This window comes from uncultured Bradyrhizobium sp., assembly GCF_947648125.1.
Classification (GTDB): domain Bacteria; phylum Pseudomonadota; class Alphaproteobacteria; order Rhizobiales; family Xanthobacteraceae; genus Bradyrhizobium.
Window position 1 is genome coordinate 560,685 of the sequence record NZ_CANSMR010000002.1, and the last position, 24,586, is coordinate 585,270.

At 64.6% G+C, this 24,586-nt stretch carries 25 protein-coding genes and 1 pseudogene; 10 read left to right on the forward strand and 16 right to left on the reverse strand.

The features are described from left to right. Positions 1–26: 26 nt before the first annotated feature. Positions 27–500: a VOC family protein gene (locus Q0030_RS06325; RefSeq protein ID WP_298364146.1), complete on the reverse strand. Its 474-nt coding sequence runs from the start codon at positions 498–500 to the stop codon at positions 27–29. Positions 501–986: 486 nt separating this feature from the next. Here Q0030_RS06325 and Q0030_RS06330 point away from each other — a divergent pair, with 486 nt between their 5' ends. Both Q0030_RS06330 and Q0030_RS06335 read left to right on the forward strand, forming a co-directional pair. Continuing rightward, complete coding sequence (locus Q0030_RS06330) at positions 987–1,640, forward strand: glutathione S-transferase family protein (RefSeq protein ID WP_298364148.1); 654 nt, start codon at positions 987–989, stop codon at positions 1,638–1,640. A 210-nt stretch (positions 1,641–1,850) separates the two neighbouring features. After that, the gene (locus tag Q0030_RS06335) at positions 1,851–2,087 is read left to right on the forward strand and encodes a hypothetical protein (protein WP_298364150.1); all 237 of its coding nucleotides are present in this window, start codon (positions 1,851–1,853) and stop codon (positions 2,085–2,087) included. A 122-nt stretch (positions 2,088–2,209) separates the two neighbouring features. Here the strand turns inward: Q0030_RS06335 and Q0030_RS06340 are convergent, their stop codons facing one another. Continuing rightward, entirely contained in the window at positions 2,210–3,112 is a 903-nt protein-coding gene (locus Q0030_RS06340) for an HNH endonuclease (protein ID WP_298364153.1), read from the reverse strand. A gap of 92 nt (positions 3,113–3,204) precedes the next feature. Continuing rightward, complete coding sequence (guaA, locus tag Q0030_RS06345) at positions 3,205–4,803, reverse strand: glutamine-hydrolyzing GMP synthase (RefSeq protein WP_298364155.1); 1,599 nt, start codon at positions 4,801–4,803, stop codon at positions 3,205–3,207. A gap of 136 nt (positions 4,804–4,939) precedes the next feature. On the opposite strand from guaA, the gene Q0030_RS06350 reads away from it, so the two are divergent. Together Q0030_RS06350 and Q0030_RS06355 are read left to right on the forward strand one after the other, a co-directional pair. Continuing rightward, a complete protein-coding gene (locus tag Q0030_RS06350) occupies positions 4,940–5,311 on the forward strand; it encodes a nuclear transport factor 2 family protein (protein ID WP_298364158.1) in 372 nt (123 codons plus the stop codon). A 152-nt stretch (positions 5,312–5,463) separates the two neighbouring features. Continuing rightward, entirely contained in the window at positions 5,464–5,796 is a 333-nt protein-coding gene (locus tag Q0030_RS06355) for a DHCW motif cupin fold protein (protein ID WP_298364161.1), read from the forward strand. 153 nt (positions 5,797–5,949) lie between these two features. On the opposite strand, the gene Q0030_RS06360 is transcribed toward Q0030_RS06355, so the two are convergent. Next, positions 5,950–6,402 (reverse strand): helix-turn-helix domain-containing protein, encoded by a 453-nt coding sequence (locus Q0030_RS06360; protein ID WP_298364163.1) that lies wholly within the window; start codon positions 6,400–6,402, stop codon positions 5,950–5,952. A 114-nt stretch (positions 6,403–6,516) separates the two neighbouring features. Between Q0030_RS06360 and Q0030_RS06365 the strand changes: the two genes are divergently transcribed. Further along, positions 6,517–7,767 (forward strand): MFS transporter, encoded by a 1,251-nt coding sequence (locus tag Q0030_RS06365; RefSeq protein WP_298364166.1) that lies wholly within the window; start codon positions 6,517–6,519, stop codon positions 7,765–7,767. A 145-nt stretch (positions 7,768–7,912) separates the two neighbouring features. Here the strand turns inward: Q0030_RS06365 and Q0030_RS06370 are convergent, their stop codons facing one another. Then, positions 7,913–9,211: an RsmB/NOP family class I SAM-dependent RNA methyltransferase gene (locus tag Q0030_RS06370; RefSeq protein WP_298364169.1), complete on the reverse strand. Its 1,299-nt coding sequence runs from the start codon at positions 9,209–9,211 to the stop codon at positions 7,913–7,915. 22 nt (positions 9,212–9,233) lie between these two features. After that, complete coding sequence (locus Q0030_RS06375) at positions 9,234–9,656, reverse strand: MAPEG family protein (RefSeq protein WP_298364171.1); 423 nt, start codon at positions 9,654–9,656, stop codon at positions 9,234–9,236. Between the two features lie 169 nt (positions 9,657–9,825). On the opposite strand from Q0030_RS06375, the gene Q0030_RS06380 reads away from it, so the two are divergent. Continuing rightward, positions 9,826–10,263, forward strand: coding sequence for a hypothetical protein (locus Q0030_RS06380; protein ID WP_298364173.1), 438 nt, complete (start codon positions 9,826–9,828; stop codon positions 10,261–10,263). Positions 10,264–10,388: 125 nt separating this feature from the next. Beyond that, a complete protein-coding gene (locus Q0030_RS06385; RefSeq protein ID WP_298364175.1) occupies positions 10,389–11,225 on the forward strand; it encodes a metallophosphoesterase in 837 nt (278 codons plus the stop codon). Positions 11,226–11,231: 6 nt separating this feature from the next. On the opposite strand, the gene Q0030_RS06390 is transcribed toward Q0030_RS06385, so the two are convergent. The 5 genes from Q0030_RS06390 to Q0030_RS06410 all read right to left on the reverse strand — a co-directional run bounded on the left by Q0030_RS06390 (position 11,232) and on the right by Q0030_RS06410 (position 15,352). Next, positions 11,232–11,564: a hypothetical protein gene (locus Q0030_RS06390; protein ID WP_363323433.1), complete on the reverse strand. Its 333-nt coding sequence runs from the start codon at positions 11,562–11,564 to the stop codon at positions 11,232–11,234. Between the two features lie 138 nt (positions 11,565–11,702). Next, on the reverse strand, positions 11,703–12,725 hold the full coding sequence (locus Q0030_RS06395) for an NADP-dependent oxidoreductase (RefSeq protein WP_298364178.1): 1,023 nt from the start codon (positions 12,723–12,725) through the stop codon (positions 11,703–11,705). Between the two features lie 192 nt (positions 12,726–12,917). After that, the gene (locus Q0030_RS06400) at positions 12,918–13,343 is read right to left on the reverse strand and encodes a GFA family protein (RefSeq protein WP_298364183.1); all 426 of its coding nucleotides are present in this window, start codon (positions 13,341–13,343) and stop codon (positions 12,918–12,920) included. A gap of 71 nt (positions 13,344–13,414) precedes the next feature. After that, positions 13,415–14,905 (reverse strand): IMP dehydrogenase, encoded by a 1,491-nt coding sequence (gene guaB / locus Q0030_RS06405; RefSeq protein ID WP_298364191.1) that lies wholly within the window; start codon positions 14,903–14,905, stop codon positions 13,415–13,417. A gap of 201 nt (positions 14,906–15,106) precedes the next feature. Next, complete coding sequence (locus Q0030_RS06410) at positions 15,107–15,352, reverse strand: hypothetical protein (protein ID WP_298364194.1); 246 nt, start codon at positions 15,350–15,352, stop codon at positions 15,107–15,109. 142 nt (positions 15,353–15,494) lie between these two features. On the opposite strand from Q0030_RS06410, the gene Q0030_RS06415 reads away from it, so the two are divergent. Further along, on the forward strand, positions 15,495–16,982 hold the full coding sequence (locus tag Q0030_RS06415) for a DHA2 family efflux MFS transporter permease subunit (protein WP_298364198.1): 1,488 nt from the start codon (positions 15,495–15,497) through the stop codon (positions 16,980–16,982). A 493-nt stretch (positions 16,983–17,475) separates the two neighbouring features. Then, positions 17,476–17,696, forward strand: a pseudogene (locus Q0030_RS06420) (hypothetical protein); the annotation flags it as partial. Positions 17,697–17,797: 101 nt separating this feature from the next. On the opposite strand, the gene Q0030_RS06425 reads toward Q0030_RS06420, so the two are convergent. The 4 genes from Q0030_RS06425 to Q0030_RS06440 form a co-directional block, all read right to left on the reverse strand. Beyond that, the gene (locus Q0030_RS06425; RefSeq protein ID WP_298364201.1) at positions 17,798–18,121 is read right to left on the reverse strand and encodes an antibiotic biosynthesis monooxygenase; all 324 of its coding nucleotides are present in this window, start codon (positions 18,119–18,121) and stop codon (positions 17,798–17,800) included. 125 nt (positions 18,122–18,246) lie between these two features. Further along, positions 18,247–19,140 carry a LysR family transcriptional regulator gene (locus Q0030_RS06430; RefSeq protein ID WP_298364204.1) on the reverse strand — a complete coding sequence of 298 codons (894 nt, stop codon included), beginning with the start codon at positions 19,138–19,140 and terminating at the stop codon, positions 18,247–18,249. Between the two features lie 66 nt (positions 19,141–19,206). Continuing rightward, complete coding sequence (locus tag Q0030_RS06435; protein WP_298364209.1) at positions 19,207–19,899, reverse strand: RlmE family RNA methyltransferase; 693 nt, start codon at positions 19,897–19,899, stop codon at positions 19,207–19,209. Between the two features lie 33 nt (positions 19,900–19,932). After that, positions 19,933–20,976, reverse strand: a complete 1,044-nt coding sequence (locus tag Q0030_RS06440) for a Ppx/GppA phosphatase family protein (RefSeq protein WP_298364215.1) — start codon at positions 20,974–20,976, stop codon at positions 19,933–19,935. 212 nt (positions 20,977–21,188) lie between these two features. On the opposite strand from Q0030_RS06440, the gene Q0030_RS06445 reads away from it, so the two are divergent. Next, positions 21,189–23,564 (forward strand): xanthine dehydrogenase family protein molybdopterin-binding subunit, encoded by a 2,376-nt coding sequence (locus tag Q0030_RS06445; protein ID WP_298364218.1) that lies wholly within the window; start codon positions 21,189–21,191, stop codon positions 23,562–23,564. Between the two features lie 188 nt (positions 23,565–23,752). On the opposite strand, the gene Q0030_RS06450 is transcribed toward Q0030_RS06445, so the two are convergent. Next, positions 23,753–24,556 (reverse strand): hypothetical protein, encoded by an 804-nt coding sequence (locus Q0030_RS06450; RefSeq protein WP_298364221.1) that lies wholly within the window; start codon positions 24,554–24,556, stop codon positions 23,753–23,755. Positions 24,557–24,586 lie beyond the last annotated feature (30 nt).

Sequence of the window (24,586 nt, forward strand, 5' to 3'; positions counted from 1 at the left end):
CGGGCCAGATCATTCCAGCGCGCGGATTACCCGGCAGCCGCCCGCTCGATCGCCGCGATGTCGATGTTCTTCATCGTCATCATCGCCTCCATGGCGCGCTTGCCGGCGGCGCGATCGGCGCCGTTGACGAGCTCCAGCAACCGCCGCGGCGTGATCTGCCAGGTAAAGCCCCAGCGATCCCGGCACCAGCCGCACGGCAATTCCTTGCCGCCATTGCCAGTGACCGCATTCCAATAACGATCGGTCTCGTCCTGGCTGTCGGTCAGCACCATGAAACTCACCGCCTCGTTCGGCGTGAAGTTGGAGCCGCCATTCAGCCCGACGAAGCAGCGGCCGAGCACGGTGAACTCGACCGTCAGCTCATCGCCCTGCCCGATGCCCGGTATCGGCGAGACATGGCCCGCATCGACATGGCTGTCGGGAAACGTCGCGGCGTAGAATTCCGCCGCTGCGCGCGCCTGGCCCTGATCGAACCAAAGGCATGTGACGAGATCGGTCATTTGCAGTCTCCTGGTTTTTGCGAAGGACGCTTGGCCGAGGCGCCAGCCGACAGCGGGGCAACACACCGATGAAAATAATTCAGGATGGCATTTGTCAAAGTTCCGCCTCTACACGCACAGTGTCGTCCTGGCGAAAGTCAGGAGGAACTCAGGTGACCCATAACCACCGAATTTGGTTATGAACGAGATCATGGCCCCGGCGTCGCATGACAAATTGCCATTTGGGGTAATGGGTCCTAGCTTCTGCCAGGACGACGATGAGGATGGCTCTCGATTCAAGTTGTCACACCACGCGGTGTCATCACCCGCGCATGCGGGTGATCCAGTATTCCAGAGACTATGCTCGAGCCGAGAGGCCGCGGCGTACTGGATCGCCCGGTCGAGCCGGGCGATGACACCTGAGAATAAGGACGCAGCTTCCAGGATCGGCTGTCGGGGCGCGCGCCGCTCGTTCGTCCTCGGGACGCAAGGACATGGAGTGAAGCGATGACCCCCACCATCACCGCCTTCGAACGGTCCCCCGACGGCGGCAAGGGGCTGGCGCGCGATACGCGGGTTCGCTGGGCGCTGGAAGAAGTGGGCCAGCCCTACGCGGTTCGCCTGGTTTCGTTCCAGGCGATGAAGCAGCCGGCACATCTGGCGCTGCATCCCTTCGGCCAGATTCCAACCTATCAGGAAAGTGATCTCGCGCTGTTCGAGACAGGCTCTATCGTGCTCCATATCGCCGGGCGTCATGCGGGCCTGCTGCCTAACGAAGCCAATGCCCGCGCCCGCGCAATCAGCTGGATGTTTGCCGCGGTCAACACCGTGGAACCACCGATCCTCGAACTCGCAACCGCCAGGGTTCTGGAGAGCGACAAGCCATGGACCAAGGAGCGCCTGCCCCTGGTCATGGATCGCGTCCGCGACCGGCTGAAGCAGCTCGCCGCCCGCCTCGGCGATGCCGACTGGCTCGACGGCGCGTTCAGCGCCGGCGACCTGATGATGGTGTCGGTGCTGCTCAGGCTAAGAATGTCGGGCATCCTGAATGAATTTCCGAACCTTTCCGCTTACGTCGCCCGCGGCGAAGCACGACCTGCCTACAAGCGGGCTTTCGAGGCTCAGCTGGCGGTTAACACGGGCAAGCAACCGACCGGCTGAGGTTTGCGACAGGCGGGACAGAGCCCTCGTGCAGTTGCACAACACCACTGCACCACATGCAGTTCCGGCACAACGATTACGATCGCGTCGAAGCCCTCACGCAGCATTGAGCCGGCGTGAGCAAGGATTGCATTCAAATGCGCCCGCTCCGCGCACATCTATCAGACGAGGCCGGACTCCTCGGCCCCTTAAGCAAAACGGAGAAACTCAATGACGAACGTCAAACTGTTGTCGGCTGCTTTCATCGCGGTTGCCATGATCGCGACACCGGCGATGGCGCGTGAAACGCACGCTGTTTCCAGGCATGTGGCCGAAGCCAATGCCGCCGCGCCGGCCGAGCCCGTCTATGTCGATGGTCGCGCCTGCATCCCGGCACCGCGTGTCGGTTCATTCGCGACCGCACCCTGGACTGGCGGCAATATCCCCTGCGAACCGGGTCCGTATTGATCGCTGCGCGCGACAGCTAACGAAACAGCAAATTGCCGTATGGCGGGTTAGCGACACGCTACCCGCCATTCTGCGCACCGACCGATGAGACGGTGGAATACGTTTCGCTACACCCTACGCGCTCATTGCTTAAAGCAATGCTCACGGTGCCATCTTAGGAAATGCGGATGCGGACGGTCAGACACGCGCTGCGGCGCGAGCGCGTGGCCTGACTTGTTGATTATTGATCGTATGCCTTGCGGATCATTTGTCTGCCGCGAGATCAATATTTCCAAATTGTCGGCCAAGCTGATCAAGCCGCGATCAAACATCCAATGCGCTGTGCCAGAAAGAGCGATCCCGTTGCTAACAATATCGGGTCCGCTCGCCTCCACTGGCCGAATGTGCGCAGCAGCGACTTCCGCGCGCCCTCTCCCATTGATCAGTTTTAGTCCTGTGATCGCACACCGCTCGTCGTAGGCGCGCAGAACCACACGACGAAAGACCCGGTCGCGCATAATCCTCGACATCGTAACGCTCACGCGGTCGCGTTGCTGGTCATATGTGAAGGGCGCTTGTGCTCCTTCGCCAATATCGAGCGATGGCACGTCAGTGTCGGAACGCGGCAACAGAGGCACATCTTCCTCGAAGCCCAGTTCGACTATTCTGGCAAAATCATCAGGTGAGAGTGGACGAACCGCAGATTGAGCCCGTCCGGATATGCGTCCCTGGTCATTGAGAACACCCCGCTCGACTGGTCCCGTTGCACCGTTGAACGGGACCGGATTTGCGAAGTCGAGATAGGTTCGTGGCTCGATCAGCGCGAGGTACATCCCCGAAATGCCGGGATCGGGAATAACCTGACGAACCTTGGCGATCGCAAAGTAACCTTTTGTCTCGGCCACTTTGCTTGGCTCGTAGTAGACAATCCAGTCACCGACACAGGCCTCGACACGGCGCAAATACTGGCTGGGGAATTGATACTGTTCCGCAGGACTATCGTCGTAGATCGAGTCCGACCGATGAATGAATACGCCAAACCCCATAGCTGCTTCGGCCCCACCTCCCCGAAATCCATTTAGATTACGTGACAACGCTCCAAGAAGTCATCATGGGATCTGCTTTTTCGCGCGTGACCTCACTCCCACTCAATCGTCCCCGGCGGCTTCGACGTCACGTCGTACACCACCCGGTTCACGCCCTTCACCTCGTTGATGATGCGCGTCGCGGTCTCGGCCAAAAACTTCATGTCGAACTGGTAGAAGTCGGCGGTCATGCCGTCGGTCGAGGTGACGGCGCGGAGGCCGACGACGTATTCGTAAGTTCTGCCGTCGCCCATCACGCCGACGGTCTTGACCGGCAGCAGCACGGCGAAGGCCTGCCAGATTGCGTCATAGAGGCCGTGCTTGCGGATCTGGTCGATATAGACCGCATCGGCGTTACGCAGGATGTCGAGCTTTTCTTTGGTGATGTCGCCGGGGCAGCGGATCGCAAGGCCGGGGCCCGGGAACGGGTGGCGGCCGACGAAGACTTCGGGCAGGCCGAGCTCGCGGCCGAGCACGCGCACCTCGTCCTTGAACAATTCGCGCAGCGGCTCGACCAGCTTCATGTTCATGCGATCAGGAAGGCCGCCGACATTGTGGTGCGACTTGATGGTGACAGACGGTCCGCCGGTGAAGGAGACACTCTCGATCACGTCGGGGTAGAGCGTGCCCTGCGCCAGGAATGCGGCGCCGCCGATCTTCTTGGCCTCCGCCTCGAACACGTCGATGAAGAGCCGCCCGATGGTCTTGCGCTTCACTTCGGGATCGGTGACGCCTTCGAGCTCGCCCAGAAACTCTTTCGACGCGTCCACATGGACCAGCGGGATGTTGTAGTGGTTGCGGAACAGGTCGACGACGGTCTTCGCCTCGTCGAGCCGCAGCAGGCCGTGATCGACGAACACGCAGGTGAGCTGGTCGCCGATCGCTTCATGGATCAGGACCGCGGCGACGGCGGAATCGACGCCACCCGACAGGCCGCAGATCACCTTGCCCTTGCCGACCTGGGCGCGGATCTTCTCGATCGCCTCCTCGCGGAAGGCGCGCATGGTCCAGTCGCCGGTCAGGCCCGCGACCTTGCGGACGAAGTTGCGCAAGAGCTTTGCGCCGTCCGGCGTGTGCACCACCTCAGGGTGGAACATCAGGCCGTAATACTTCCGCTTCTCGTCCTGGATGATCGCGAACGGCGCATTCGGCGAGGTGCCGGCGACCGAGAAGCCGGGCGGCATCTTGGTGATGCGGTCGCCATGGCTCATCCACACCTGATGCTTTTCGCCGTGGCCCCAGACGCCGTCGAACAGTTGGCTCTCGGTCTTGACCTCGACATCGGCGCGGCCGAATTCGCGGTGGTGGCCGCCCTCGACCTCGCCGCCGAGCTGGGCGGCCAGGGTCATCTGGCCGTAGCAGATGCCGAGCACGGGAACGCCTGACTCGAAGATCAGCTGCGGGGCGCGCGGCGAGCCGGTCTCGTGCACCGACTCCGGCCCGCCGGACAGGATCACCGCCTTCGGCTTCATCTCCTTGAAGGCGGCCTCCGCCTTCTGGAACGGCACGATCTCGGAATAGACGCCCATCTCGCGGACGCGGCGGGCGATCAGTTGCGTCACCTGGCTGCCGAAATCGACAATCAGAATCTTGTCATGCGCCGAGGCCACCGTGGGCGCCGACGAGTCATGGGCTGTGTGCTGGGCTGTCATGGCAAGCAGATACGCGACGGCGCCCGCCCCCGCAACCGCGCAGCGCGGGGCGCCCACATTCTTCTTTGGGCATGGACAAATCTATATAGGTCAATACTATTGACCTAATTTGGCCGGAACCGATGGGAGGAAACCAATGCCGGATTTTCACGAACCGTCCCGCCTCGCGGCCCTCGGCCGCGACTGGGTCGCCGCCTGGAACGCGCGCGACCTCGAGCGCGTGCTGGCGATGTATTCGGAGGATACCGAGATGACCTCGGACCGGATCCCGGCGTTCGGGTTCGGCGCGTCGGGCACGGTGCGCGGCAAGGCGCAATTGCGGGCGTATTGGAGCGCTGCGCTCGCCAAACTGCCCGAGCTGCGTTTCGAGCTGATCGACCTCTATGTCTCGCCCGACAGCGTCGTGGTGTTCTACCAGAATGAGCGCGGCAAGAAGATCTGCGAGTATCTGCGGTGTGACGCCGAGGGCAAGATCAGGCAGGGTTCGGCGAACCATCTGGTGGGTTGAACGCGATCTCTCACCCCCCGTCATTGCGAGCGAAGCGAAGCAATCCATGGCTCCTTCCCCCCTCGCGCGGAAGCATGGATTGCTTCGTCGCTTCGCTCCTCGCAATGACAGCGAAGAATTCGTAGGATGAGCGAAGCATCAGGACCACCCACATGAAAATCCCGGCCCTGCCCTTCACCGTCACCGACTGGAGCAACGTCGAACCTTCGGTGCATCCCGGCGAGACCGGGCAAGCGCTGTGGCGCACGCTCGACATCGGCGAGCTGCGGGTGCGGATGGTCGAGTATTCGCCGGGCTACCTCGCCGATCACTGGTGCGATCGCGGCCATGTGCTCTTTGTCGTCACGGGCGAGCTCGACACCGAGCTGCGCGACGGCCGCAAATTCACGCTGAAGCCGGGCATGAGCTACCAGGTCTCCGATTTCGGCGACGCCGCGCACCGCTCGTCGACGGCGGTGGGTGCGACGCTATTTATTGTGGATTGAGCTGATGTAGTTCCTCAGTCATTGCGAGCCACCCGGTCGGCGCGAAGCGCCGCCGGATGACAGGCTCCGCGAAGCAATCCATAGCGCCGCTTGGTGAGACATGGATTGCTTCGTCGCTTCGCTCCTCGCAATGACGTGGAGAGAGTCACGCACTCACCGCCTCCGCGCCGCAACCTTCCTCACCTTGGTATCCGCCCAGCTCAGCGGCTTGCCGCTCTTCGACGGCAGCACGAGTTGCCCGACGGCCTGCCCGGCCTGGTCCAGCAGCACCGAATGCGCTTCGCCGCGCGCATAGAGATGCGCCTCACCCCATTGCCGCAAGGAGACCACGATCGGGAACAGGTCGTGTCCCCGCTTCGTCAGCGCATATTCGAGGTAGGCGCTGCCGTCGGACGCCGCGACCTGCTCGAGCACGCCGGCTTCGACCAGCTTGCGCAACCGCGCCGTCAACATGCCCTTGGCGATGCCGAGATTCTTCTGGAAGTCGCCGAACCGGCGCAGGCCGTCGAACGCGTCGCGCACGATCAGCAGCGACCACCAGTCGCCGATCGCATCCAGCGCGCGCGCCACCGGGCATTCCGCCTTTGCGAATGCAGTCCGCTTCATCGCGGCCTATCTCCTTCGATCACGATTCCGAACTGGTATTAAAATAGGACTAGACAGCATCCGGCGCAACTGGTCTCATTATAAGACTAGATTGAACTTGCAACGGAGGCGATGATGAGCACCCAGGATGTGACGACAGCGGAACCGGCAAAGTCGGCCGACATCGCCGGAGGCCGGCTTTCGCCCGCGATCGTGCTGCTGTTTGCGGTCGCTTGCGGGCTCAGCGTCGCCAACATCTATTCCGCCCAGCCGCTGCTCGACACCATGGCGCAGGATCTCGGCATTACCCCCGCCGCGATCGGCATCGTGGTGACGCTGACCCAGGTCGGCCTCGCCTTCGGCCTGATGCTGATCGTGCCGCTCGGCGACCTCTGGGACCGCCGCAAGCTGATCGTCGGCCAGATCATGCTGTCATCCGTCGCGCTCGTCGTGGTCGGCACCGCGCCGAACGCGGTCGTGCTGTTTTGCGCAATGGCGCTGGTCGGGCTGCTCGCCGTCGTCATCCAGGTGATCGTCGCCTTTGCCGCGACATCGGCCTCGCCGGCCGAGCGCGGACGGACCATCGGCACCATCCAAAGCGGCGTCGTGTCGGGCATCCTGCTCGCGCGCTTTGCCTCGGGCACACTCGCCGATATCGGCGGATGGCGCATGGTCTACCTGACCTCGGCGGTGCTGATGCTCGCAATGGCCGCGCTGCTCGCCTATGTGCTGCCGCGGCAGCAGCCGCGGGCGTTGACCGGATCATCCTGTGCCAAGCTGCTGCGCTCGACGGCCGCGCTGTTCGCCGAGGAGCCGGTGTTGCGCGAGCGCGCCGTATTCGCATTCCTGATTTTTGCAAGCTTCAGCGCGTTCTGGAGCTCGGTGGTGCTGCCGCTCGCCGCACCGCCGCTGTCGCTGTCGCACACCACGATCGGCATGCTCGGCATTGCCGGCCTCGCCGGCGCGCTGGCGGCGCGCAATTCGGGCCGCCTCGCCGATCGCGGCTGGGGCCAGCGCACCACCGGATTGTCGCTGCTGCTGATGCTCGCCGGCTGGGCGCCGATCGCCTGCATGCACGCGTCGCTGTGGCTGGTGCTCGCCGGCGTCGTCATGATCGACTTCGCGGTGCAGGCCGTCCACGTCACCAACCAGAGCCTGATCGTCGCGGCGCGCCCCGACGCGTCGAGCCGCCTGATCGGCGTCTACATGGTGTTCTACTCGGTCGGCAGCGGGCTCGGCGCGATCTCTTCGACGATGGCCTATGCCGCCGCCGGCTGGCTCGGCGTCTGCGCGCTGGGCGCTGCGATCAGCGCCTGCGCGCTGCTGTTCTGGGTCATCGTGGTGAGCAGGACACCGGCGCCGGCGGGCGTGTGCTCCGAGGCGTAGGGTACCCAACCCGTCATTGCGAGCCACCCGGTCGGCGCGAAGCGCCGCCGGATGACAGGCTCCGCGAAGCAATCCATCGTGCCGCATGTGCGGAGCCATGGATTGCTTCGTCGCTACGCTCCTCGCAATGACGGCGGAAAAAGCCTCACGCCTTCCTCAGCACCGAGACGAAGAACCCGTCGGTGCCGGTGCGGCGCGGCGTCATCAGCAGGCCCTCCGCCGATTGCAGGGCGGCCTCTGCGAATGGCTCGGCCTTGTCCCACAACACCGATGCGGTCTGCTCCGGCGGCTGCACGGAAAACTCCGGGTGCCGCGCGATGAACGCCTTGACCTGCTCGCCGTTCTCCTCCGACAGCACCGAGCAGGTGATGTACGCGATGCGGCCACCGCCCTTCACCAGCGGCGCGGCGCGCTCCAGCACCTCGGCCTGATCCTTCAGCCGCACCTCGAGCGCGCCGGGGCGCATGCGCCATTTGGCGTCGGGATTGCGGCGCCAGGTGCCGGTGCCCGTACAAGGCGCGTCGATCAGCACGAGATCGGCGGAGGCCTTGATGTCGGCCAGCACCTCCTCCTCGCCGCGCGGCGTGCGCACGTCGCAATTGTGCACGCCGGCGCGCGACAGCCGTTCATGGATCGGCGCGAGCTGGCGCTTGTCGCTGTCGGTCGCGATCAGCCGGCCCTTGCCTTGCATCTGAGCTGCCACCGCCAGCGTCTTGCCGCCGGCGCCGGCGCAGAGATCGATCACCTGCTCGCCGGGCTTGGCCGCCGAGAACAGCGCGGCGAGCTGCGAGCCCTCGTCCTGAACTTCGATAGCGCCCTTGATGAAATCCTCCTCGGCATGGATGCCGGGGTTGCGCGCGTCGGCGCCGAGCTCGATGCGCAGGCCGAGCGGCGACCACGGCGTTTCCTTCGCACCAAGATGCGACAATCGCGGCAGCACCTTCTCGCGCTTGCCACGCAGCGTGTTGACGCGCAGATCGAGCGGCGCGCGGCTCGCCATCGCTGTTGCTTCGGCGGCGCGGTCGTCGCCGAACACTCTTGCCAGATACGGGTCGAGCCAGTCCGGATAGTCGCCCGCGACATGCGCCGGCGCATCCGCAAGCGAACGCGAGGCCAATGCAGCCTCCTCGGCCGCGGTCAGCGGTTCCGGCGCGAACCGGCCGCCGTCGCACAGCGCCGAGATCGTCGGGATGTCCATGCCGCGCTCGAGCTTGAGCATGCCGAGCACCCGCGACCGGGCGCTGGCGTCGTCCATCAGATAGGCCGCGGAGGATTGCCGGCGCAGCACGTCCCAGATCAGGCCGGAGATCGCGGCGCGATCGCCGGAGCCGGCATAGCGGTGCGCGGTGCCCCATTCCTTGAGCGCTTTCGCGGCGGGAATGCGCTGTGCGTCGATGGTGGCGATCAGCTCGATCGCGGCGGAGAGCCGGGCAGCGGGGGTCATAGAACTCTTTCGGTTGGGCGCATCAGATCAGCAGCAGGAGCTTGAGCGCGAAATACAGCCACATCGCCGCCAGTACCAGTACGCCGGCGAACCAGGCAAGCGAGCGCGGCCGCACATCGTTGGAGCTGACGAATACCCCGGCATGGGCAAACCGCGTCACCACGAACACCCAGGACATCAGCACGATGAACAGATCGGCACGGCGCAGCGGCAGCGCAATGGCGATCAGGACATAGAACAGCACCGGCAGCTCGAACTGGTTGGCAAAGCAGTTACCGAGTTGGGTGGCACGCTCCGGCCAGTTCGACTCGCGCAGCGCGATATCCTTCATCTTGGTTTCGCCGCTTTTGAGCGCCCGGCCCCGCGTCACCGCCATGCCGAACAAAAGCGCGAAGGTGAGCCCAATCTGGATGAAGACCGGCAACAGAACCATTTGAACCGACATCAAGAATCTCCCTTAAGCCGGGCGCCCGGCCGCCCTCTTAGCCGCCACGGCCGCGCAACACAATGAAGCCTGCCGATAACGCGCCTGGGCAATCCGTTGAACCATCATCCAAGCCTGGGTGACCAACCCCCAGGAATAATGACGGTTTCAGTTCCCCACGGCTGACGCGATGGGCATCATCACCCCGATCCTGGACGGCGCGACCCTGGCCGCCGAGAGCCTCGGCGATCTCCTCACCTCCATGCTGAAGGCGATCGACCCCGGCATCGGCTGGTTCGACGACGCGGCGGATGGCGGGCTCGGCATAGTGCTGTCGGGGCTCGCCGGCGTCGCCACAGCGCTCCTGGTCGCAATCCTGCTCTTGGTTTATTTCCGCAGCGGCTATCGCTCGGCGCGCGACATCGTCAGGCACAGCCTCGCCACGGCGCTGGTGCTCAGCCTGCTCGGCTATGCGGCCTACGACATGGGGCACGATGCGCTTGCCTATCTCGGGCTCAACGCATCGCCGGCCGCGACGGGAACGAACTCGCCTGATACGAGACTGCTCGGAGGCCGCAGCGGTCCGCCTACCCTATCCATCCGCGCGGACAAGCAGCTTGCGATCTAGCGCCTGCGCCGCCGGATCAAACAAGACATCAAACAACGCATCAAACAGAGCAGCGAAGAACACAGCGAAATCGTCATCGTTCCGACTTTGCGCCGAGGCTATAATTCGGGCGAAAGGATCGATGCATGCCCCAGTTTCGCCTGACACAAATCTCCGACACCCACCTCGCGCGTCGCTTCAAGCCGCTCGTCGACAACTTTCATCGCGTCAGCGAGCACATCGACGCGACGCGTCCCGATCTCGTGCTCAACTCCGGCGACGTCTCGTTCGATGGGCCGACCAGCCGCGACGATCTAATGTTCGCCAAGGAACTGCACAACGCGCTGCCGGTCGATTGCCTCTATCTGCCGGGCAATCACGACATCGGCGACAATCCGACCGCGGTCGGCCCGGTGCCGGCGCAACTGCCGACCGAAGAAACGCGCCGCGCTTTCACCTCGGTGCTCGGCGAGGATCGCTGGCATTTCGACGCCGCCGGCTGGTGCTTCATCGGCCTCAATTCGCTGATCATGAATACCGGCCTCGACAGCGAGGCCGCGCAGTTCGACTGGCTCGCCTCGGCGCTCGACAAGGCCGTCGGCAGACCGGTCGCGCTGTTCCTGCACAAGCCGCTGTATCTCGACGTGCCGTACGATGCCGAACGCGTCGAGACCGCGATCCGCTACGTGCCGCAGCCGGCGCGCCGCCGCCTGATCGAGATGTTCGGCAAGGTCGATTGGCGCCTGGTCGGCAGCGGCCATGTGCACCAGCGCCGCGACTACACATTCGAGCATGTCAGGCAGATCTGGGCGCCCTCGGCCGGCTTCATCATTTCAGATGCGCGACAGGAAGTGATCGGCATCAAGGAAGTCGGCCTGGTCGAGTACCGCTTCCAGCCGGACAGTTTTGAAGTGCGTCACGTCAGGGCCAAGGGACAGGTCGATGTCGACCTGGACATGCTGCTCGGCAAGCAGCCGGCGTGAGGCGTCTCAGCTCCGCGCCGCGTCGTGCAGGTCCTGCTTGATGACGGTGAGCAGCGCCTGCAGCGAGTCCTTGTTCGGCCGCGGCGCCGCCGGCCGCGCACGCGGCATGAAGCGGACCGGCTCGGCGGCCGGCTCGTCCTCGACAAATTTTCCATGCAAGACGTCGTCGCGGCGGCCCATGACGAACATCGTCGCCCAATAGCCGAGGGCGAGGAGAATGACCCCGAAAACAATAGCTTCAAAAACCATGGCTACACCTGAAATATAGCCATATTGAATCAACTGCTCCGGGTCCCCGTCAAGCAAATGGGGGCCGAAAAGCCCCCAAGAGCCCGCCATTGTGGCGCTTTTGATACTTTGTTGCGCGGAATGGGAGCTAGAGCCCCGCAGAACGGGGCTCTAGCTCCTTCTTTGACGCGTTTTCCTCACGCGAACCGGTACCCACTTCGCTCGAAAACGCTTTGCCAGCCCCTTAACTCAGGCCTTGTCCGGCCCGATCCGGACCAGCTGCTTACCGAAATTGGCGCCCTTGAGCAGGCCCATGAAGGCCTCCGGCGCGCTGTCCAGTCCCTCGGTCACGAACTCCTTGTACTTGACCTTGCCCTCGCGCACCCATTGCGACATGTCGCGCAGGAAGTCGCCATGCATGGCGGCGAAGTCGCTGACGATGAAGCCGCGGAAGGTCAGCCGCTTGGTCAGGATGTTGCGCATCATCGCGCCGGCCCATTTCGGGGCGAGCGCCTCCGTGTCGTTGTAATGCGCGATCAGGCCGCAGACCGGAATCCGCGCGAACGCATTGAGCAGCGGGAACACCGCGTCGAACACCGCGCCGCCGACATTCTCGAAATAGACGTCGATGCCCTTCGGGCAGGCTTCCTTGAGCTTCGCCGCAAGGTTGGGATCGCGATGATCGAGGCACTCGTCGAAGCCGAGCTCGTTCTTGACGTAGGCGCATTTGTCCTTGCCGCCGGCGATGCCGATCGCCCGCGCACCTTTGATCTTCGCGATTTGCCCGACCGCCGAGCCGACGGCGCCGGACGCGGCCGCAACCACCACCGTCTCGCCCGCCTGCGGCTTGCCGATCTCGAGCAGTCCCGTATAGGCGGTCATGCCGGGCATGCCGAGCACGCCGACCGCGGTCGAGATCGGTGCGATCTTCGGATCGATCTTGGCGAGCCCCTTGCCGTCGGACAGCACATGCGTCTGCCAGCCTGCGCGCGACAGCACGATATCGCCCTTGGCGAAGGCGGGATTGTTGGACGCGACCACCTCGCTCACCGTGCCGCCTTCCATCACCCCGCCGACCGGCACCGGTGCGGCATAGGACGGACCATCGGCCATGCGGCCGCGCATATAGGGATCGAGTGACAGCCAGATGGTGCGCAGCAGCACCTCGCCCGCGCCCGGTGTCGGCGGCGTGTAATCCTCGAGCCTGAAATTGGCCGGCGTGGGCTCGCCATGCGGGCGCGAGGCCAGAACGATGCGCTTTCCTTGGGACATGATTTCCTCTTGAGGTGATTGGTTCGTGGCGCACACGTAGTCATGCAATCCAGCTCCCCGCAAGGGAGATGGATTTGCTCTTTCGCGCACGCCTGTTTGAAATTCTGTTTAAAATGATGCCCGTCATGCCGGGAGCATGCCGCCCGGCAGACCCGTCATTGCGGGGCAGTCCGCCTGGCTCCCGCGCGATCGCTAGTCAGCCGGGATGAAGCGGAGGGTGCCTGCGCGACGCGTCGGCTTGCCGGTGTCGTTGGTATGATTGACGCCGTCCATGACAGGCACCTCAGGGAAATCGAATGGGCTTACGCCGTCGAGGCACGCCACGTTGACAGCATACAGGCTCTGGTTCGATCGTCGCTGATGATGCGTGTAGATTCCGCAGCGAGAACAGAAGAAGTGCTGTGCCGATCCGGTGTGGAAGCGGTAGCTTGTCAGCGCCTCCTCGCCCTGCAGGAACCTGATCCCACCCATCTCCGCCATGACGACGACGGCACCGCGCATCCGGCAGTAAGAGCAGGTGCAGCGGCGGATCGAACTGAAACCGTCGCTGAGCGTCGCCTCGAAGCGCACCGCACCGCAATGGCACTGGCCGGCCCGAACATTCGTGTCGTTCACCATCTCGCCTCGGTCCCCTGTCAAGAGATTCCGGGGCGGTCCCGTGGACCGACCCGGAATGACGAACGAGGTGCTTACACCCCGCCCGGATAGTTCGGGGCTTCGCGCGTGATGGTGACGTCGTGGACGTGGCTCTCGCGCAGGCCCGCGCCGGTGATGCGGACGAACTCGGCCTTGTCGTGGAAATCCTTGATGTCCTTCGCGCCGACATAACCCATCGCCGCTCTGAGACCGCCGGCGAGCTGATGCATCACGTTGCCGACCGGGCCCTTGTAGGGCACCTGGCCCTCGATGCCCTCAGGCACCAGCTTCAGCGTGTCCTTGATGTCCTGCTGGAAGTAGCGGTCGGCCGAGCCGCGCGCCATCGCGCCGACCGAGCCCATGCCGCGATAGGCCTTGTACGAGCGGCCCTGCCAGAGGAACACTTCGCCGGGCGTCTCATCGGTGCCGGCGAGCAGCGAGCCGACCATCGCGATGTCGGCGCCGGCGGCAAGCGCCTTGGCAAGGTCGCCGGAATATTTGATGCCGCCGTCGGCGATCACGGGCACGTCGGCCTTCTTCGCCGCCGCCACCGCATCCATGATCGCGGTGAGCTGCGGCACGCCGACGCCGGCCACGATGCGCGTGGTGCAGATCGAGCCCGGGCCGATTCCGACCTTGATGCAGTCGGCGCCCGCATCGATCAGCGCCTGCGCGCCGCCCTCGGTCGCGACGTTGCCCGCCACGACCTGCACGGCGTTGGAGAGCCGCTTGATGCGGTTGACGGCGTTGAGCACATGCCGCGAGTGACCGTGCGCGGTGTCGACCACGACGACGTCGACGCCGGCATCGATCAGCCGCTCGGTGCGCTCATAGCCGGTCTCGCCGACCGTGGTCGCGGCGGCGACGCGAAGCCGGCCCTGCGCGTCCTTGCAGGCGAGCGGATGGGCAACCGCCTTCTCCATGTCCTTGACGGTGATCAGGCCGACGCAGCGATATTGGTCGTCGACGACGACCAGCTTTTCGATGCGATGCTGGTGCAGCATCCGCTTCGCCTCGTCCTGGCTGACACCCTCGCGCACCGTGACAAGGTTTTCGTGCGTCATCAGCTCCGAAACCCTTTGCCGCGGATCGGTCGCGAAGCGCACGTCGCGGTTGGTCAGAATGCCGACCAGCTTGCCCGGCACGTTCTTGCCCGCACCTGTCACGACCGGGATGCCGGAGATACCGTGATCCTTCATCAGCGTCAGCGCGTCGGCCAGCGTGGCCTCGGGGCCGATGGTCAGCGGGTTGACCACCATGCCGGATTCGAACTTCTTGACCTGCCGCACCTGGGCAGCCTGACCTTCGGGGTCGAAATTGCGGTGGATGACGCCGAGGCCGCCGGCCTGCGCCATCGCGATCGCCATCCGCGCCTCGGTGACGGTGTCCATCGCGGACGCCATGATCGGGATGTTGAGTTGGATCGCGCGGGTGACCCGCGAGCGGATGTCGACTTCCGAGGGAAGAACGTCGGACAGACCGGGCTTCAGAAGCACATCGTCGAACGTGTAGGCTTCGCGGATAGCCTGAAATCCCGTGGCCATTGCCAACTCCTTATCTGCGGCCCAGCCGCGATGGTCTTACGGATGAACGCCGCCTGCGGCGACGCTCGCTGCGTCACCGTCGAATCGGCGCCCATCGGTGGGGTTGACGCTGGTCGATAGCATGGCGGCATGACGAATCAAAGTGTTTGCCAGCCATGCACAGGCTTTTTACGGGCCGGTTCAGGGGGCCCTATAGCCTGCTTAGCGATATCCCTGCGGCGGCCCGTGCCGGCGGATCGCCTCGACCACCTCGCGGTGGCGCCGGTCCTCGCGCTTCAGGTGCACCGCGATGACCGCATGGGCCGACGGCACCAGCAGCAAGACGTGGAAAAACAGCCCGAAAATCGCGCAAAACACGATCAGGACCAGATTGAAGATGGCCGAAAACGGCTGTCCGTTCAGGAGCAGCCCGATCGGCGGCAGCAGAGCGGCAAGGACGTAGATCACGGCACAGCACCTCAAACGCCGGGGGATGCATACCAGCGTCACGCAGGATTTAGGGCGTTTGCCCGGTTCCGCAATAGCGTGGTCCGGGGCAGGATGATATGGCCCCCTCGCCCGCCTTTTTCAGCACGGCTGTCCTGTTTTGATGAACAAACAACGCCTGATCCCGCTCATCGTCGCTACCGCGCTTTTCATGGAAAACATGGACTCCACGGTCATTGCGACCTCGCTGCCGGCGATCGCCGCCGATATCGGCACGAGCCCCCTGACGCTGAAACTCGCGATCACGTCCTATCTGCTGTCGCTCGCGGTGTTCATTCCGGCCAGCGGCTGGACCGCGGACCGCTTCGGCGCCCGCATCGTGTTTGCCGGCGCCGTCGCCGTGTTCATGCTGGGCTCGATCGGCTGCGCGCTGTCCTCCTCGGTGACCGATTTCGTATTCGCCCGCATCCTGCAGGGCCTCGGCGGAGCGATGATGACCCCGGTCGGGCGGCTGGTGCTGCTGCGGTCGGTCGACAAGAGCGCGTTGGTCAACGCGATGGCCTGGGTGACGGTGCCGGCGCTGATCGGCCCGGTGATCGGGCCGCCGCTCGGCGGCTTCATCACCACCTATTTCTCCTGGCACTGGATCTTCCTGATCAACATCCCGATCGGGCTGCTCGGCATCTTCCTGGCGCTGAAATATATCGACCCGATCAAGAGCGAGGATCCCGAGCGCTTCGACCTGATGGGACTGGTGCTGGCCGGCATCGGGCTTGCCGGCATCGCTTTCGGGCTGTCCGTCGCCGGGCTCAATCTCCTGCCGTGGCCAATCGTCGCCGGCCTGGTCGGGGTCGGCACAGTGTCGATGACGCTCTACATCATCCACGCCCGGCGCACCGGTTCGCCGGTGCTCGATTTCGGGCTGCTGCGACTGCCGACCATGCGGGCCTCGATCGTCGGCGGCTTCATGTTCCGGCTCGGTATCGGCGCGTTGCCGTTCCTGCTGCCGCTGCTGATGCAAGTCGGCTTCGGCCTGTCGCCGTTCCAGTCCGGTCTTGTCACCTTTGCCTCCGCGGTCGGCGCCATGGGCATGAAGACGCTGGCGGCGCGCATCATCAAGGCCTTCGGCTTCCGCAACATGATGACGGTGAACGCGGTGGTGAGCTCGGCCTTCCTCGCCGCCTGCGCTCTGTTCACGATCTCGACGCCGCTGATGCTGATCTTCACCATCCTGGTGGTCGGCGGCTTCTTCCGCTCGCTGCAATTCACCGCGATCAACACCGTGGCCTATGCCGAGGTCGAGGCGCCGCAGATGAGCCGCGCCACCACCCTCGTCAGCGTCAACCAGCAGCTCGCGGTGTCCGCGGGCGTCGCGGTCGGCGCGTTCTCCGTCGAAACCACGCTGGCGCTGCATCACCAGACCGAGCTGTCCGCCGACGTGTTTGGGCCGGCGTTCATCGTGGTGTCGCTGATCTCGGCAGCGTCCGCCTGGTTCTTCTGGCAAATGCCGGTTGACGCCGGCAACGAAATCGCCGGCCGCAAGGCGATCGACATCTCGAGCCGCAAGGGCGCCGAGAAGCGCGCCGCGGCTGAAGCGGTCAAGGTCGCGACCGAGGATACGCAGAACGCGCGCGACCAGCGGCTCGGCTAGTTGATCGAACGAGCCGTTTCCGAAGCACGGACACTGCAAGCCGCCGTCCGGTCACGGCCAGGCCCTTAGGGGTGGCCGGTGATTCCGCCTGGCTGTCCTCGATCCGGACGTTCAATCAGTTCGTATGCGGGAACGTGGGTCGCTTCCAGCCACGATTCCAGTGCAGCTCCGCAGACCGTGCAGATCGCGTCACCCGTATGCGGCACCAAGAACTTCTCTTCAGTGCGTCTGTACTCAGCGCCGCAATTGCATTGAACAATGGTCGCCATATGAGAGATATGCGCCTGCGATATCAGATTTTCCAGCCCCGCAAGAAACGGCCCCAATGCGCGAAACCCGACACTGCACGAAGCCGCCAACCCGGTCGCCGGCGCTCACCGTCGCCGGCACGTAGCGCTCGGAGCAGTCCAGCCGGCCCGGCTCAAGCTTTGTTGAACGGCCTGTCGAAACCGTGCTGGCTTTGCAGGATAAGCCCGCAGGCTCCGCAGGAGGGACCTCGATCTCGCGCGTGGCGCTGTTCTGGCTGGCCTTCATGCTGTCGCGGCCGCTGGGCGCCACGGTCGGCGACTTCCTCGACAAGCCGGTCAGCGATGGCGGTCTTGCCTGAGCCGCCCGATCGCGTCGGCGGTTCTCGCGATCTTCATCATCGTCTGTGTGCTGGTGCTGCCGCAGCGCGCCGGATCGCATCCGGCGGTCTCCGGCACGACGGCGTGATTGAGGGCACGGCTGGAGTCTGCTCCGTTCCGATGGAATCGGAACGGAGCGCGAGAGTCATGCGAAGCTGAAGCCCACTTCGCTCCAAAGCGCTGTTGTCATCAAGTCGGAGCCACTTGCTTGGAGCGCGCTGTCCAAGTCCTGTCCTGGATCACCGTGCAGATCTGGAACTTGTAGTGGCTGAAGAAGTCCGCAATGCCGCGCCTCTTGGCCTTCGCGTGCTCGGGGTGACGGCGCCATTGGTCCAGGGCTTGTTCGGTTTCGAACTCGACGATCGTCACGCGCTCACCGTCTTCGGCAACAAAGCCCTTGTGGGCGACGTAGCCGGGCACGGTCCGCGCCAGCTCGCTCATCTGCTTTGCCATTGGGCCGTACTCGTCCTGAACGCCGGGGTTCAGTCGCGAGCGAAATATGGTGACGATCATTGGCGCCTTCCTGTGCACGGTCGTTCGAGGTCATCGGAGGCGTCGCCCCCGGGGTGCCGCTGACCTTGCGATCAGGAATAACATAAATCAAATGCATATATCAGATTATGATTATGCAAAATGATCTAAGCCAGCTTCGCTTTCAATTCACCAGCCAACAACGCGATCGCCGGATCGAAACGGCCTGGAGCGACGTTGCGGATCAAGGTCACCACGGCGGGCAAGGTGAAGTCCAGAACGTCCAATACGCGCAACACATTCCGGTGCGGGCTTTGCTCGAACTGACGCCGCGGCACCAGACCCAACCCGCCACTATGGGCAAGCAGCGCCAGTTGGAGGTCTTCACCGAACACCTCGGCCGCGACGCGGATCGGCAGTTGCAGCCGGTCGAAGGCTTTCATGAGAGCAGCGCGGCAGCCGCACCCGGGCGGGTTGAGGAACCAGCCCTGCCCGGAAAGGTCGCGCAGCCGATAACGATTGCGCTTCGCTGGTGATTTGACCGGGCCCACGATGACAATCCGTTCGACGCCCAGCGCAATGCCCGCCAGCCCTGGCGGTAGAGTATGGGCATCGGTCAACAGGCCAACCGCGCAATCGAGCGCCCCGCTGCGCACGTCCTCGATGAGACCGGCGCTCCAGTTTGAACTGATCTGTAGTTTGATCCGAGGGAACGCCCGGTGCAGGGCATCAAGTGGCGTGGTCAGGACCATTTCGCCCAGACCATGCGCAATCCCGGCCTTCAGGTCGCCGGCAGGATCGGCTGCGCTCGTCGTGCAGGCTTGCAGCTCCGCGACCGCGGTCAGGACTCTCCTGCAATGTTCCAGGACATGATTCCCAAGCGCCGTAAGAACAGCCGGTTTCACCGCGCGATTGAACAGCGGCGCGTCGCCGATCGCAGCCTCAAAGTTCTGGATGCGCCGCGTGGCGGCCGGCTGCGTCAGGTTGAGGCGTGCGGCCGCCCGGTTCACCGACCCCGTTTCAGCGACCGCGACAAAGGCTTGGATATCTTGCAGGTTCATAAGCAGGAAGCATAATCAGATTTCGATTATGCAGGAAGTAGAAAGGCTGGAGCCGCTGCTGAGCGCTCACGACATTGGCTTTTGGGCAGCACGAAACCCCGTGGCCAGCACGTAGCGCTCAGAGGAATCCTGCCGGCTGGCGGCCGGCTTGACGTGACGCACGCTGGCGAAATCGCGCTTCAACTGCGCCACCAGCTCGGCGTCGGCGCCGCTCTGGAACACTTTTGCCAGGAACGTGCCGCCGGGATTGAGCACCTCGCCGGCGAAGTGCGCGGCGGTCTCGACCAGGCCGATGATGCGCAGCTGATCGGTCTTGCGATGGCCCGTGGTGTTGGCGGCCATGTCGGACATCACGAAATCGGCGCGGCCGCCCATCATCGCGATCAGCTTCTCAGGCGCGTCATGGTCGAGGAAGTCGAGCTGCGCGAACGTCACGCCGGGGATCTCGCCCATCTCCAGCAGATCGATCGCGACCACCTTGCCCTTGCCGTCGGCGGCACCGGTACGCTTGGCCGCGATCTGGCTCCAGCCGCCGGGCGCAGCGCCAAGGTCGACGACCGTCATGCCCGGCTTGAGCAGGCGATATTTGTCGTCGATCTCGAGCAGCTTGAAGGCCGCACGCGAGCGGTAACCCATCGCCTTGGCCTTGGCGACGTAGGGATCGTTGAGCTGGCGCTCGAGCCAGAGTTTTGACGACAATTTGCGTTTGCCGCCGCTCTTGACCGTGACGTGCAGCCGCCCGGTGGTGTCTTTCGCCATGATCTTTCTTGGATTGGAGTGATTGGGCGTGTTCTAGCACGCCCGCAGCGCGCCGTCCTCGCGCATCATCTCGACCAGCATGCCCTCGCGCAGGCCGCGATCGGCGACGCGAAGCCGCGGCATCGGGAACGCGTTGCGGATCGCATCGAGGATCGCGCAGCCGGCCAGAACCAGGTCAGCCCGCTCGACGCTGATGCAGTTGTTGTTGACGCGCGCCTCGTAGCTCATGCCGAGCAGCTTCTGGATCGTCGCGGTGACGTCGCCGTCGTTCATCCAGATGCCGTCGATGCGGCGGCGATCGTAGCGCGACAGATTGAGGAACACGCCGGCGAGCGTGGTCACCGTGCCCGAGGTGCCGAGCATGTGCATGTCGCGCAGATCGCGGCCGTGCTCGGCCGCGAACGGCGCGACGTGCCGGGCGACCTCATCGATCATCCGCGCATACATGTCCCTGGTGACGTTCTTGCCGCCGAAATGCTCGGCGAGCGTAACGACGCCGAGCGGGATCGACATCCACGCCTTGATGCGCGGCGGCGCATCGGGCGCGGCAGGATCGCGCTCGATCCGCACCAGCTCGGTCGAGCCGCCGCCGATGTCGAACAGGATGGCGCCCCGCCCTTTCGGGTCGAGCAGCGGCGAGCAGCCGATCACGGCGAGCGTCGCCTCGGTCTCGCGATCGATCACCTCGAGCTCGATGCCGGTCTCGGCTGCGACGCGCGCGCGAAAGCTCTCGGCGTTGCCGGCAGCGCGGCAGGCCTCGGTCGCGATCAGCCGCAGCCGGCGCGCCTTGCGATAGCGGATCTTGTCGCTGCAAATGGCAAGCGCAGCGATCGCCCGCTCGATCGCGGCTTCGCTGATCGAGCCGGTCGCGGCGATGCCCTCGCCGAGTCGGATGATGCGCGAGAAGGAATCGACCACGCGGAACCCGTCGCCGGTGGGACAGGCGATCAGGAGCCGGCAATTGTTGGTGCCGAGGTCGAGCGCGGCGTAGACGCCGCTTTCCGCGGTCGCCGCAATCAGCCCTGACGGGGCTTCGCCGGCCGGAGGGCCGTCGCAAAGCCGCACATAGTCATTCATCAAAACACTGTCTTTCCGCAGGACCCCAAGGGCAATCCATGGGCCTGCCGAATAATTGTCCGTTCACGGAAACTTTAGCAGCGTCAAAGCCCTGCGCAAACTCCGTTCACATTGGGTCCATGCCCAATCGGGCGTTGTCGTTAAGGGGGGCGTGCGTTATCTCCTCAGCGCCCCCAAACTCCAGCAAATCAGGGCATTTCAGGTCATTTTCGATGCAAGATCACACGCCGCCCGCCTCTCTCGAGAACGCTATCGCACTGCAAAAATACGGTGTCGGACAGCCCGTTCGACGAAAGGAGGACGACACCCTGGTGCGCGGCAAGGGCAAATACACCGACGATTTCTCCCTTCCCGGCCAGGCCATCTGCTGGATGGTCCGCTCGTCCCATGCCCACGGAATCATCAAGGGGATCGACACGGCGGCCGCCAAGGCGATGCCGGGCGTGCTCGACGTCTGGACCGGCGCGGACCTTGCGGCCGCCGGCTACAACCCCTTCACCTGCGGCCTGCCGCTGAAGAACCGCGACGGCTCACCCCTCAAGCAGACCAACCGCCCGGCGCTTGTGACCGACAAGGTGCGCTTCGTCGGCGATCCCGTCGCCTTCGTGGTGGCGGAGACCGCGGCACAGGCCCGCGATGCGGCCGAGGCCGTCGAGGTCGATATCGAACCGCTGCCGGCGGTGACCGACGCAGCCGAAGCGTCCAAGCCCGGCGCGCCGCAGCTCTATGACAACATCCCCGATAACGTCGCGCTCGATTATCATTATGGCGACACCGCCAGGATCGAGGCGGCGTTTGCCAGCGCCGCGCATGTGACCAGGCTCGACATCGTCAACACCCGCGTCGCCGTGGTCTCGATGGAGCCGCGCGTCGCGCTCGCGCATTACGACAACAAGACCGAACGCTTCACGCTGCAGGTGCCGACCCAGGGCGTCTCCGGCAACAAGGCGATCCTGGCGCGCCTGCTCAACGTGCCCGCCGACAAGGTCCGCATCCTCACCGGCAATGTCGGCGGCTCGTTCGGGATGAAGAACCTCAACTATCCCGAATACACCTGCATCGCGCATGCGGCGCGCCAGCTCGGCCGTCCGGTGAAGTGGCTGGACGAGCGCTCGACCAGCTTCCTGTCCGACAGCCAGGGCCGCGCGCAGCTGATCCACGCCGAGCTCGCGCTCGATGCCGACGGCAAGTTCCTCGCGGTGCGGCTCTCCGGCTACGGCAATCTCGGCGCCTACATCACCGGCGTCGCCCCGGGCCCGCTGTCGCTCAACACAGGCAAGAACCTCGCCAGCGTGTATCGCACGCCGCTGCTCGGCGTCGACATCAAGACGGTCGTGACCAACACCACGCTGATGGGCGCCTATCGCGGCGCCGGCCGGCCCGAGGCCAATTATTATATGGAGCGACTGATCGACGCCGCTGCCGACGAGATGGGCATCAACCGCTTCACGCTGCGCAAGCGCAACTTCATCAAGCCGTCGCAGCTGCCGTTCCCGGCAGCCTCCGGCGTCACCTATGACAGCGGAGATTTCGCCGGCGTGTTTCAGAAGGCGCTCGAAATCTCCGACTATGAGAACTTCGCCAAGCGCAAGAAGGAGAGCAGGAAGAGCGGCAAGCTGCGCGGCATCGCCGTCGGCTCCTATCTCGAGGTCACCGCGCCGCCGAGCGGCGAGCTCGGCAAGATCACCTTCGAGCCCGACGGCTCGGTGAAGCTCACCACCGGCACGCTGGATTACGGCCAGGGCCACGCCACGCCGTTCGCGCAGGTGCTGTCCGACCAGCTCGGCGTACCCTTCGAGAAGATCACGCTCGAACAGGGCGACAGCGATCTGGTGCGCTTCGGCAACGGCACCGGCGGCTCGCGCTCGATCACCGCGACTGGCCAGGCGATCGTCGAGGCTTCCGCGCTCGTCGTGGAGAAGGGCAAGAAGGCGGCCGCGCACATGCTGGAGGCCTCCGAGGCCGACATCGAATTCGGCCAGGGCCGCTTCACCATCGCCGGCACCGACCGCTCGATCGGCATCATGGAGCTCGCCGAGCGGATGCGCGACAGCAAGATGCCGGAGGGCACGCCGGAGACGCTCGACGTCGATCACGCCACCAAGGAGACCGCGTCGACCTTCCCGAACGGCTGCCACGTCGCCGAGGTCGAGATCGATCCCGACACCGGCGTGACGCGGATCGTGCGTTACTCGGCGGTCAACGATTTCGGCACCGTGGTCAACCCGATGATCGTCGCCGGCCAGTTGCACGGCGGCGTTGCACAGGGCATCGGCCAGGCGCTGATGGAGGAAGTCAGCTACGACGGCTCGGGCCAGCCGATCACCGGCTCCTTCATGGACTACGCGCTGCCGCGTGCCGGCGACGTGCCGTCGATGCTGGTCGGCGATCACCCCTCGCCGGCGAAGTCCAACCCGCTCGGCACCAAGGGCTGCGGCGAAGCCGGCTGCGCCGGCAGCCTCGTCTGCATCGTCAACGCCGTGGTGGACGCGCTGTCGGAGTACGGCATCAAGCACATCAACATGCCGCTGACGCCCGAACGCGTCTGGCGCGCGATCCAGGACGCCAAGGCGAACGCGGCGGCTTGAAGCAGGCGCTGTCGCCACAAACAACGCTGTCGCCGCCAACACCGCTGTCATCGCCCGCGAAGGCGGGCGATCCAGTATCCCAGAGACGATCGTGCTTGAGCCGAAAGGCCCCGGCGTACTGGATCCCCCGCATGCGCGGGGGATGACAGTTGTGGGCGGGAGGCGCTGCGCCTCTTCCCGAATATCCGCTACGCCGCGGCCTGCTCGCGCGGCTGGGTGATCGCGATGTGCCAGCAATGCGCGAGCGGCACGCCATTGCCGAGCACCAGCGCGTCGAGCTCGACGAAGCGGTGGCCCTTCTTGTCGTAATTGCCGGTCACCTTGGCTCGCGCGGTCAGCTCGTCGCCGATCTTGCCCGCCGACAGCAGCTGCATGCGGGTGCCGACATGGATCCACGGCCCCAGGATCGCATTGTCGACCAAAACCTTGTTCATCACCCGCGGCAGCAGGCCGGGATGGCCGAGACCTTCGCGCAAGTAGATCGGGTCGGTCTCGCGGATATCGGCGAGATATTCCTTGGCGGCGTCGCCGGACCAGTCGCGTGGGATCACGCCGAGCCACTTGCCTTCTTCATATGACGACGCGCTGACCGGCTTGCGTTCGGCGACGGCCGCGACCTGCTTGTAATCGTCGAGCACAAATTTCGGCGCTGAGGCGGGCAGCGACGCGGTGCCGGTGGCGCAGAGCTCGCCGCGGCTATGGAGCTCGATCGTGAGCCCATTGCCGGTCTCCCGTCCGGTCAATTCCGCGATCTCGCCGTCATAGACCGGCTTCACGAAGCGGGCATCGATCAGACCACGATCCAGGAAATCGCGGCCCCACTTCTCGACCGGCAGGTGCATCATGTAGGCCATCACATCGACGCCGGGCACCAGACCGCCGGAAAAGCCGAACTTCCGCGCCACCGCGTCGTCGTGGATCTTGTTCTCCGACAGTTTCGAGGTGTTGTACGCCGAGACGCGGTAGGTCTGCGAAGGCGTCTGCGAGTTCATGGGGTTTTCCCTTATTTCCGTTGCTTTTCT

Excerpts from the sequence above, each read along its gene's own strand:
- Q0030_RS06350 (WP_298364158.1), top strand. The coding sequence starts at position 4,940 with ATGCCGGATTTTCACGAACCGTCCCGCCTCGCGGCCCTCGGCCGCGAC.
- Q0030_RS06340 (WP_298364153.1), bottom strand. The coding sequence starts at position 3,112 with ATGGGGTTTGGCGTATTCATTCATCGGTCGGACTCGATCTACGACGAT.
- Q0030_RS06360 (WP_298364163.1), bottom strand. The coding sequence starts at position 6,402 with ATGAAGCGGACTGCATTCGCAAAGGCGGAATGCCCGGTGGCGCGCGCG.
- Q0030_RS06385 (WP_298364175.1), top strand. The coding sequence starts at position 10,389 with ATGCCCCAGTTTCGCCTGACACAAATCTCCGACACCCACCTCGCGCGT.
- Q0030_RS06395 (WP_298364178.1), bottom strand. The coding sequence starts at position 12,725 with ATGTCCCAAGGAAAGCGCATCGTTCTGGCCTCGCGCCCGCATGGCGAG.
- Q0030_RS06375 (WP_298364171.1), bottom strand. The coding sequence starts at position 9,656 with ATGTCGGTTCAAATGGTTCTGTTGCCGGTCTTCATCCAGATTGGGCTC.
- Q0030_RS06415 (WP_298364198.1), top strand. The coding sequence starts at position 15,495 with ATGAACAAACAACGCCTGATCCCGCTCATCGTCGCTACCGCGCTTTTC.
- Q0030_RS06325 (WP_298364146.1), bottom strand. The coding sequence starts at position 500 with ATGACCGATCTCGTCACATGCCTTTGGTTCGATCAGGGCCAGGCGCGC.
- Q0030_RS06430 (WP_298364204.1), bottom strand. The coding sequence starts at position 19,140 with ATGAACCTGCAAGATATCCAAGCCTTTGTCGCGGTCGCTGAAACGGGG.
- Q0030_RS06370 (WP_298364169.1), bottom strand. The coding sequence starts at position 9,211 with ATGACCCCCGCTGCCCGGCTCTCCGCCGCGATCGAGCTGATCGCCACC.
- Q0030_RS06440 (WP_298364215.1), bottom strand. The coding sequence starts at position 20,976 with ATGAATGACTATGTGCGGCTTTGCGACGGCCCTCCGGCCGGCGAAGCC.
- Q0030_RS06330 (WP_298364148.1), top strand. The coding sequence starts at position 987 with ATGACCCCCACCATCACCGCCTTCGAACGGTCCCCCGACGGCGGCAAG.
- Q0030_RS06425 (WP_298364201.1), bottom strand. The coding sequence starts at position 18,121 with ATGATCGTCACCATATTTCGCTCGCGACTGAACCCCGGCGTTCAGGAC.
- Q0030_RS06400 (WP_298364183.1), bottom strand. The coding sequence starts at position 13,343 with ATGGTGAACGACACGAATGTTCGGGCCGGCCAGTGCCATTGCGGTGCG.
- Q0030_RS06450 (WP_298364221.1), bottom strand. The coding sequence starts at position 24,556 with ATGAACTCGCAGACGCCTTCGCAGACCTACCGCGTCTCGGCGTACAAC.
- guaA (WP_298364155.1), bottom strand. The coding sequence starts at position 4,803 with ATGACAGCCCAGCACACAGCCCATGACTCGTCGGCGCCCACGGTGGCC.
- Q0030_RS06355 (WP_298364161.1), top strand. The coding sequence starts at position 5,464 with ATGAAAATCCCGGCCCTGCCCTTCACCGTCACCGACTGGAGCAACGTC.
- Q0030_RS06335 (WP_298364150.1), top strand. The coding sequence starts at position 1,851 with ATGACGAACGTCAAACTGTTGTCGGCTGCTTTCATCGCGGTTGCCATG.
- Q0030_RS06435 (WP_298364209.1), bottom strand. The coding sequence starts at position 19,899 with ATGGCGAAAGACACCACCGGGCGGCTGCACGTCACGGTCAAGAGCGGC.
- guaB (WP_298364191.1), bottom strand. The coding sequence starts at position 14,905 with ATGGCCACGGGATTTCAGGCTATCCGCGAAGCCTACACGTTCGACGAT.
- Q0030_RS06445 (WP_298364218.1), top strand. The coding sequence starts at position 21,189 with ATGCAAGATCACACGCCGCCCGCCTCTCTCGAGAACGCTATCGCACTG.
- Q0030_RS06380 (WP_298364173.1), top strand. The coding sequence starts at position 9,826 with ATGGGCATCATCACCCCGATCCTGGACGGCGCGACCCTGGCCGCCGAG.
- Q0030_RS06390 (WP_363323433.1), bottom strand. The coding sequence starts at position 11,564 with ATGGCGGGCTCTTGGGGGCTTTTCGGCCCCCATTTGCTTGACGGGGAC.
- Q0030_RS06365 (WP_298364166.1), top strand. The coding sequence starts at position 6,517 with ATGAGCACCCAGGATGTGACGACAGCGGAACCGGCAAAGTCGGCCGAC.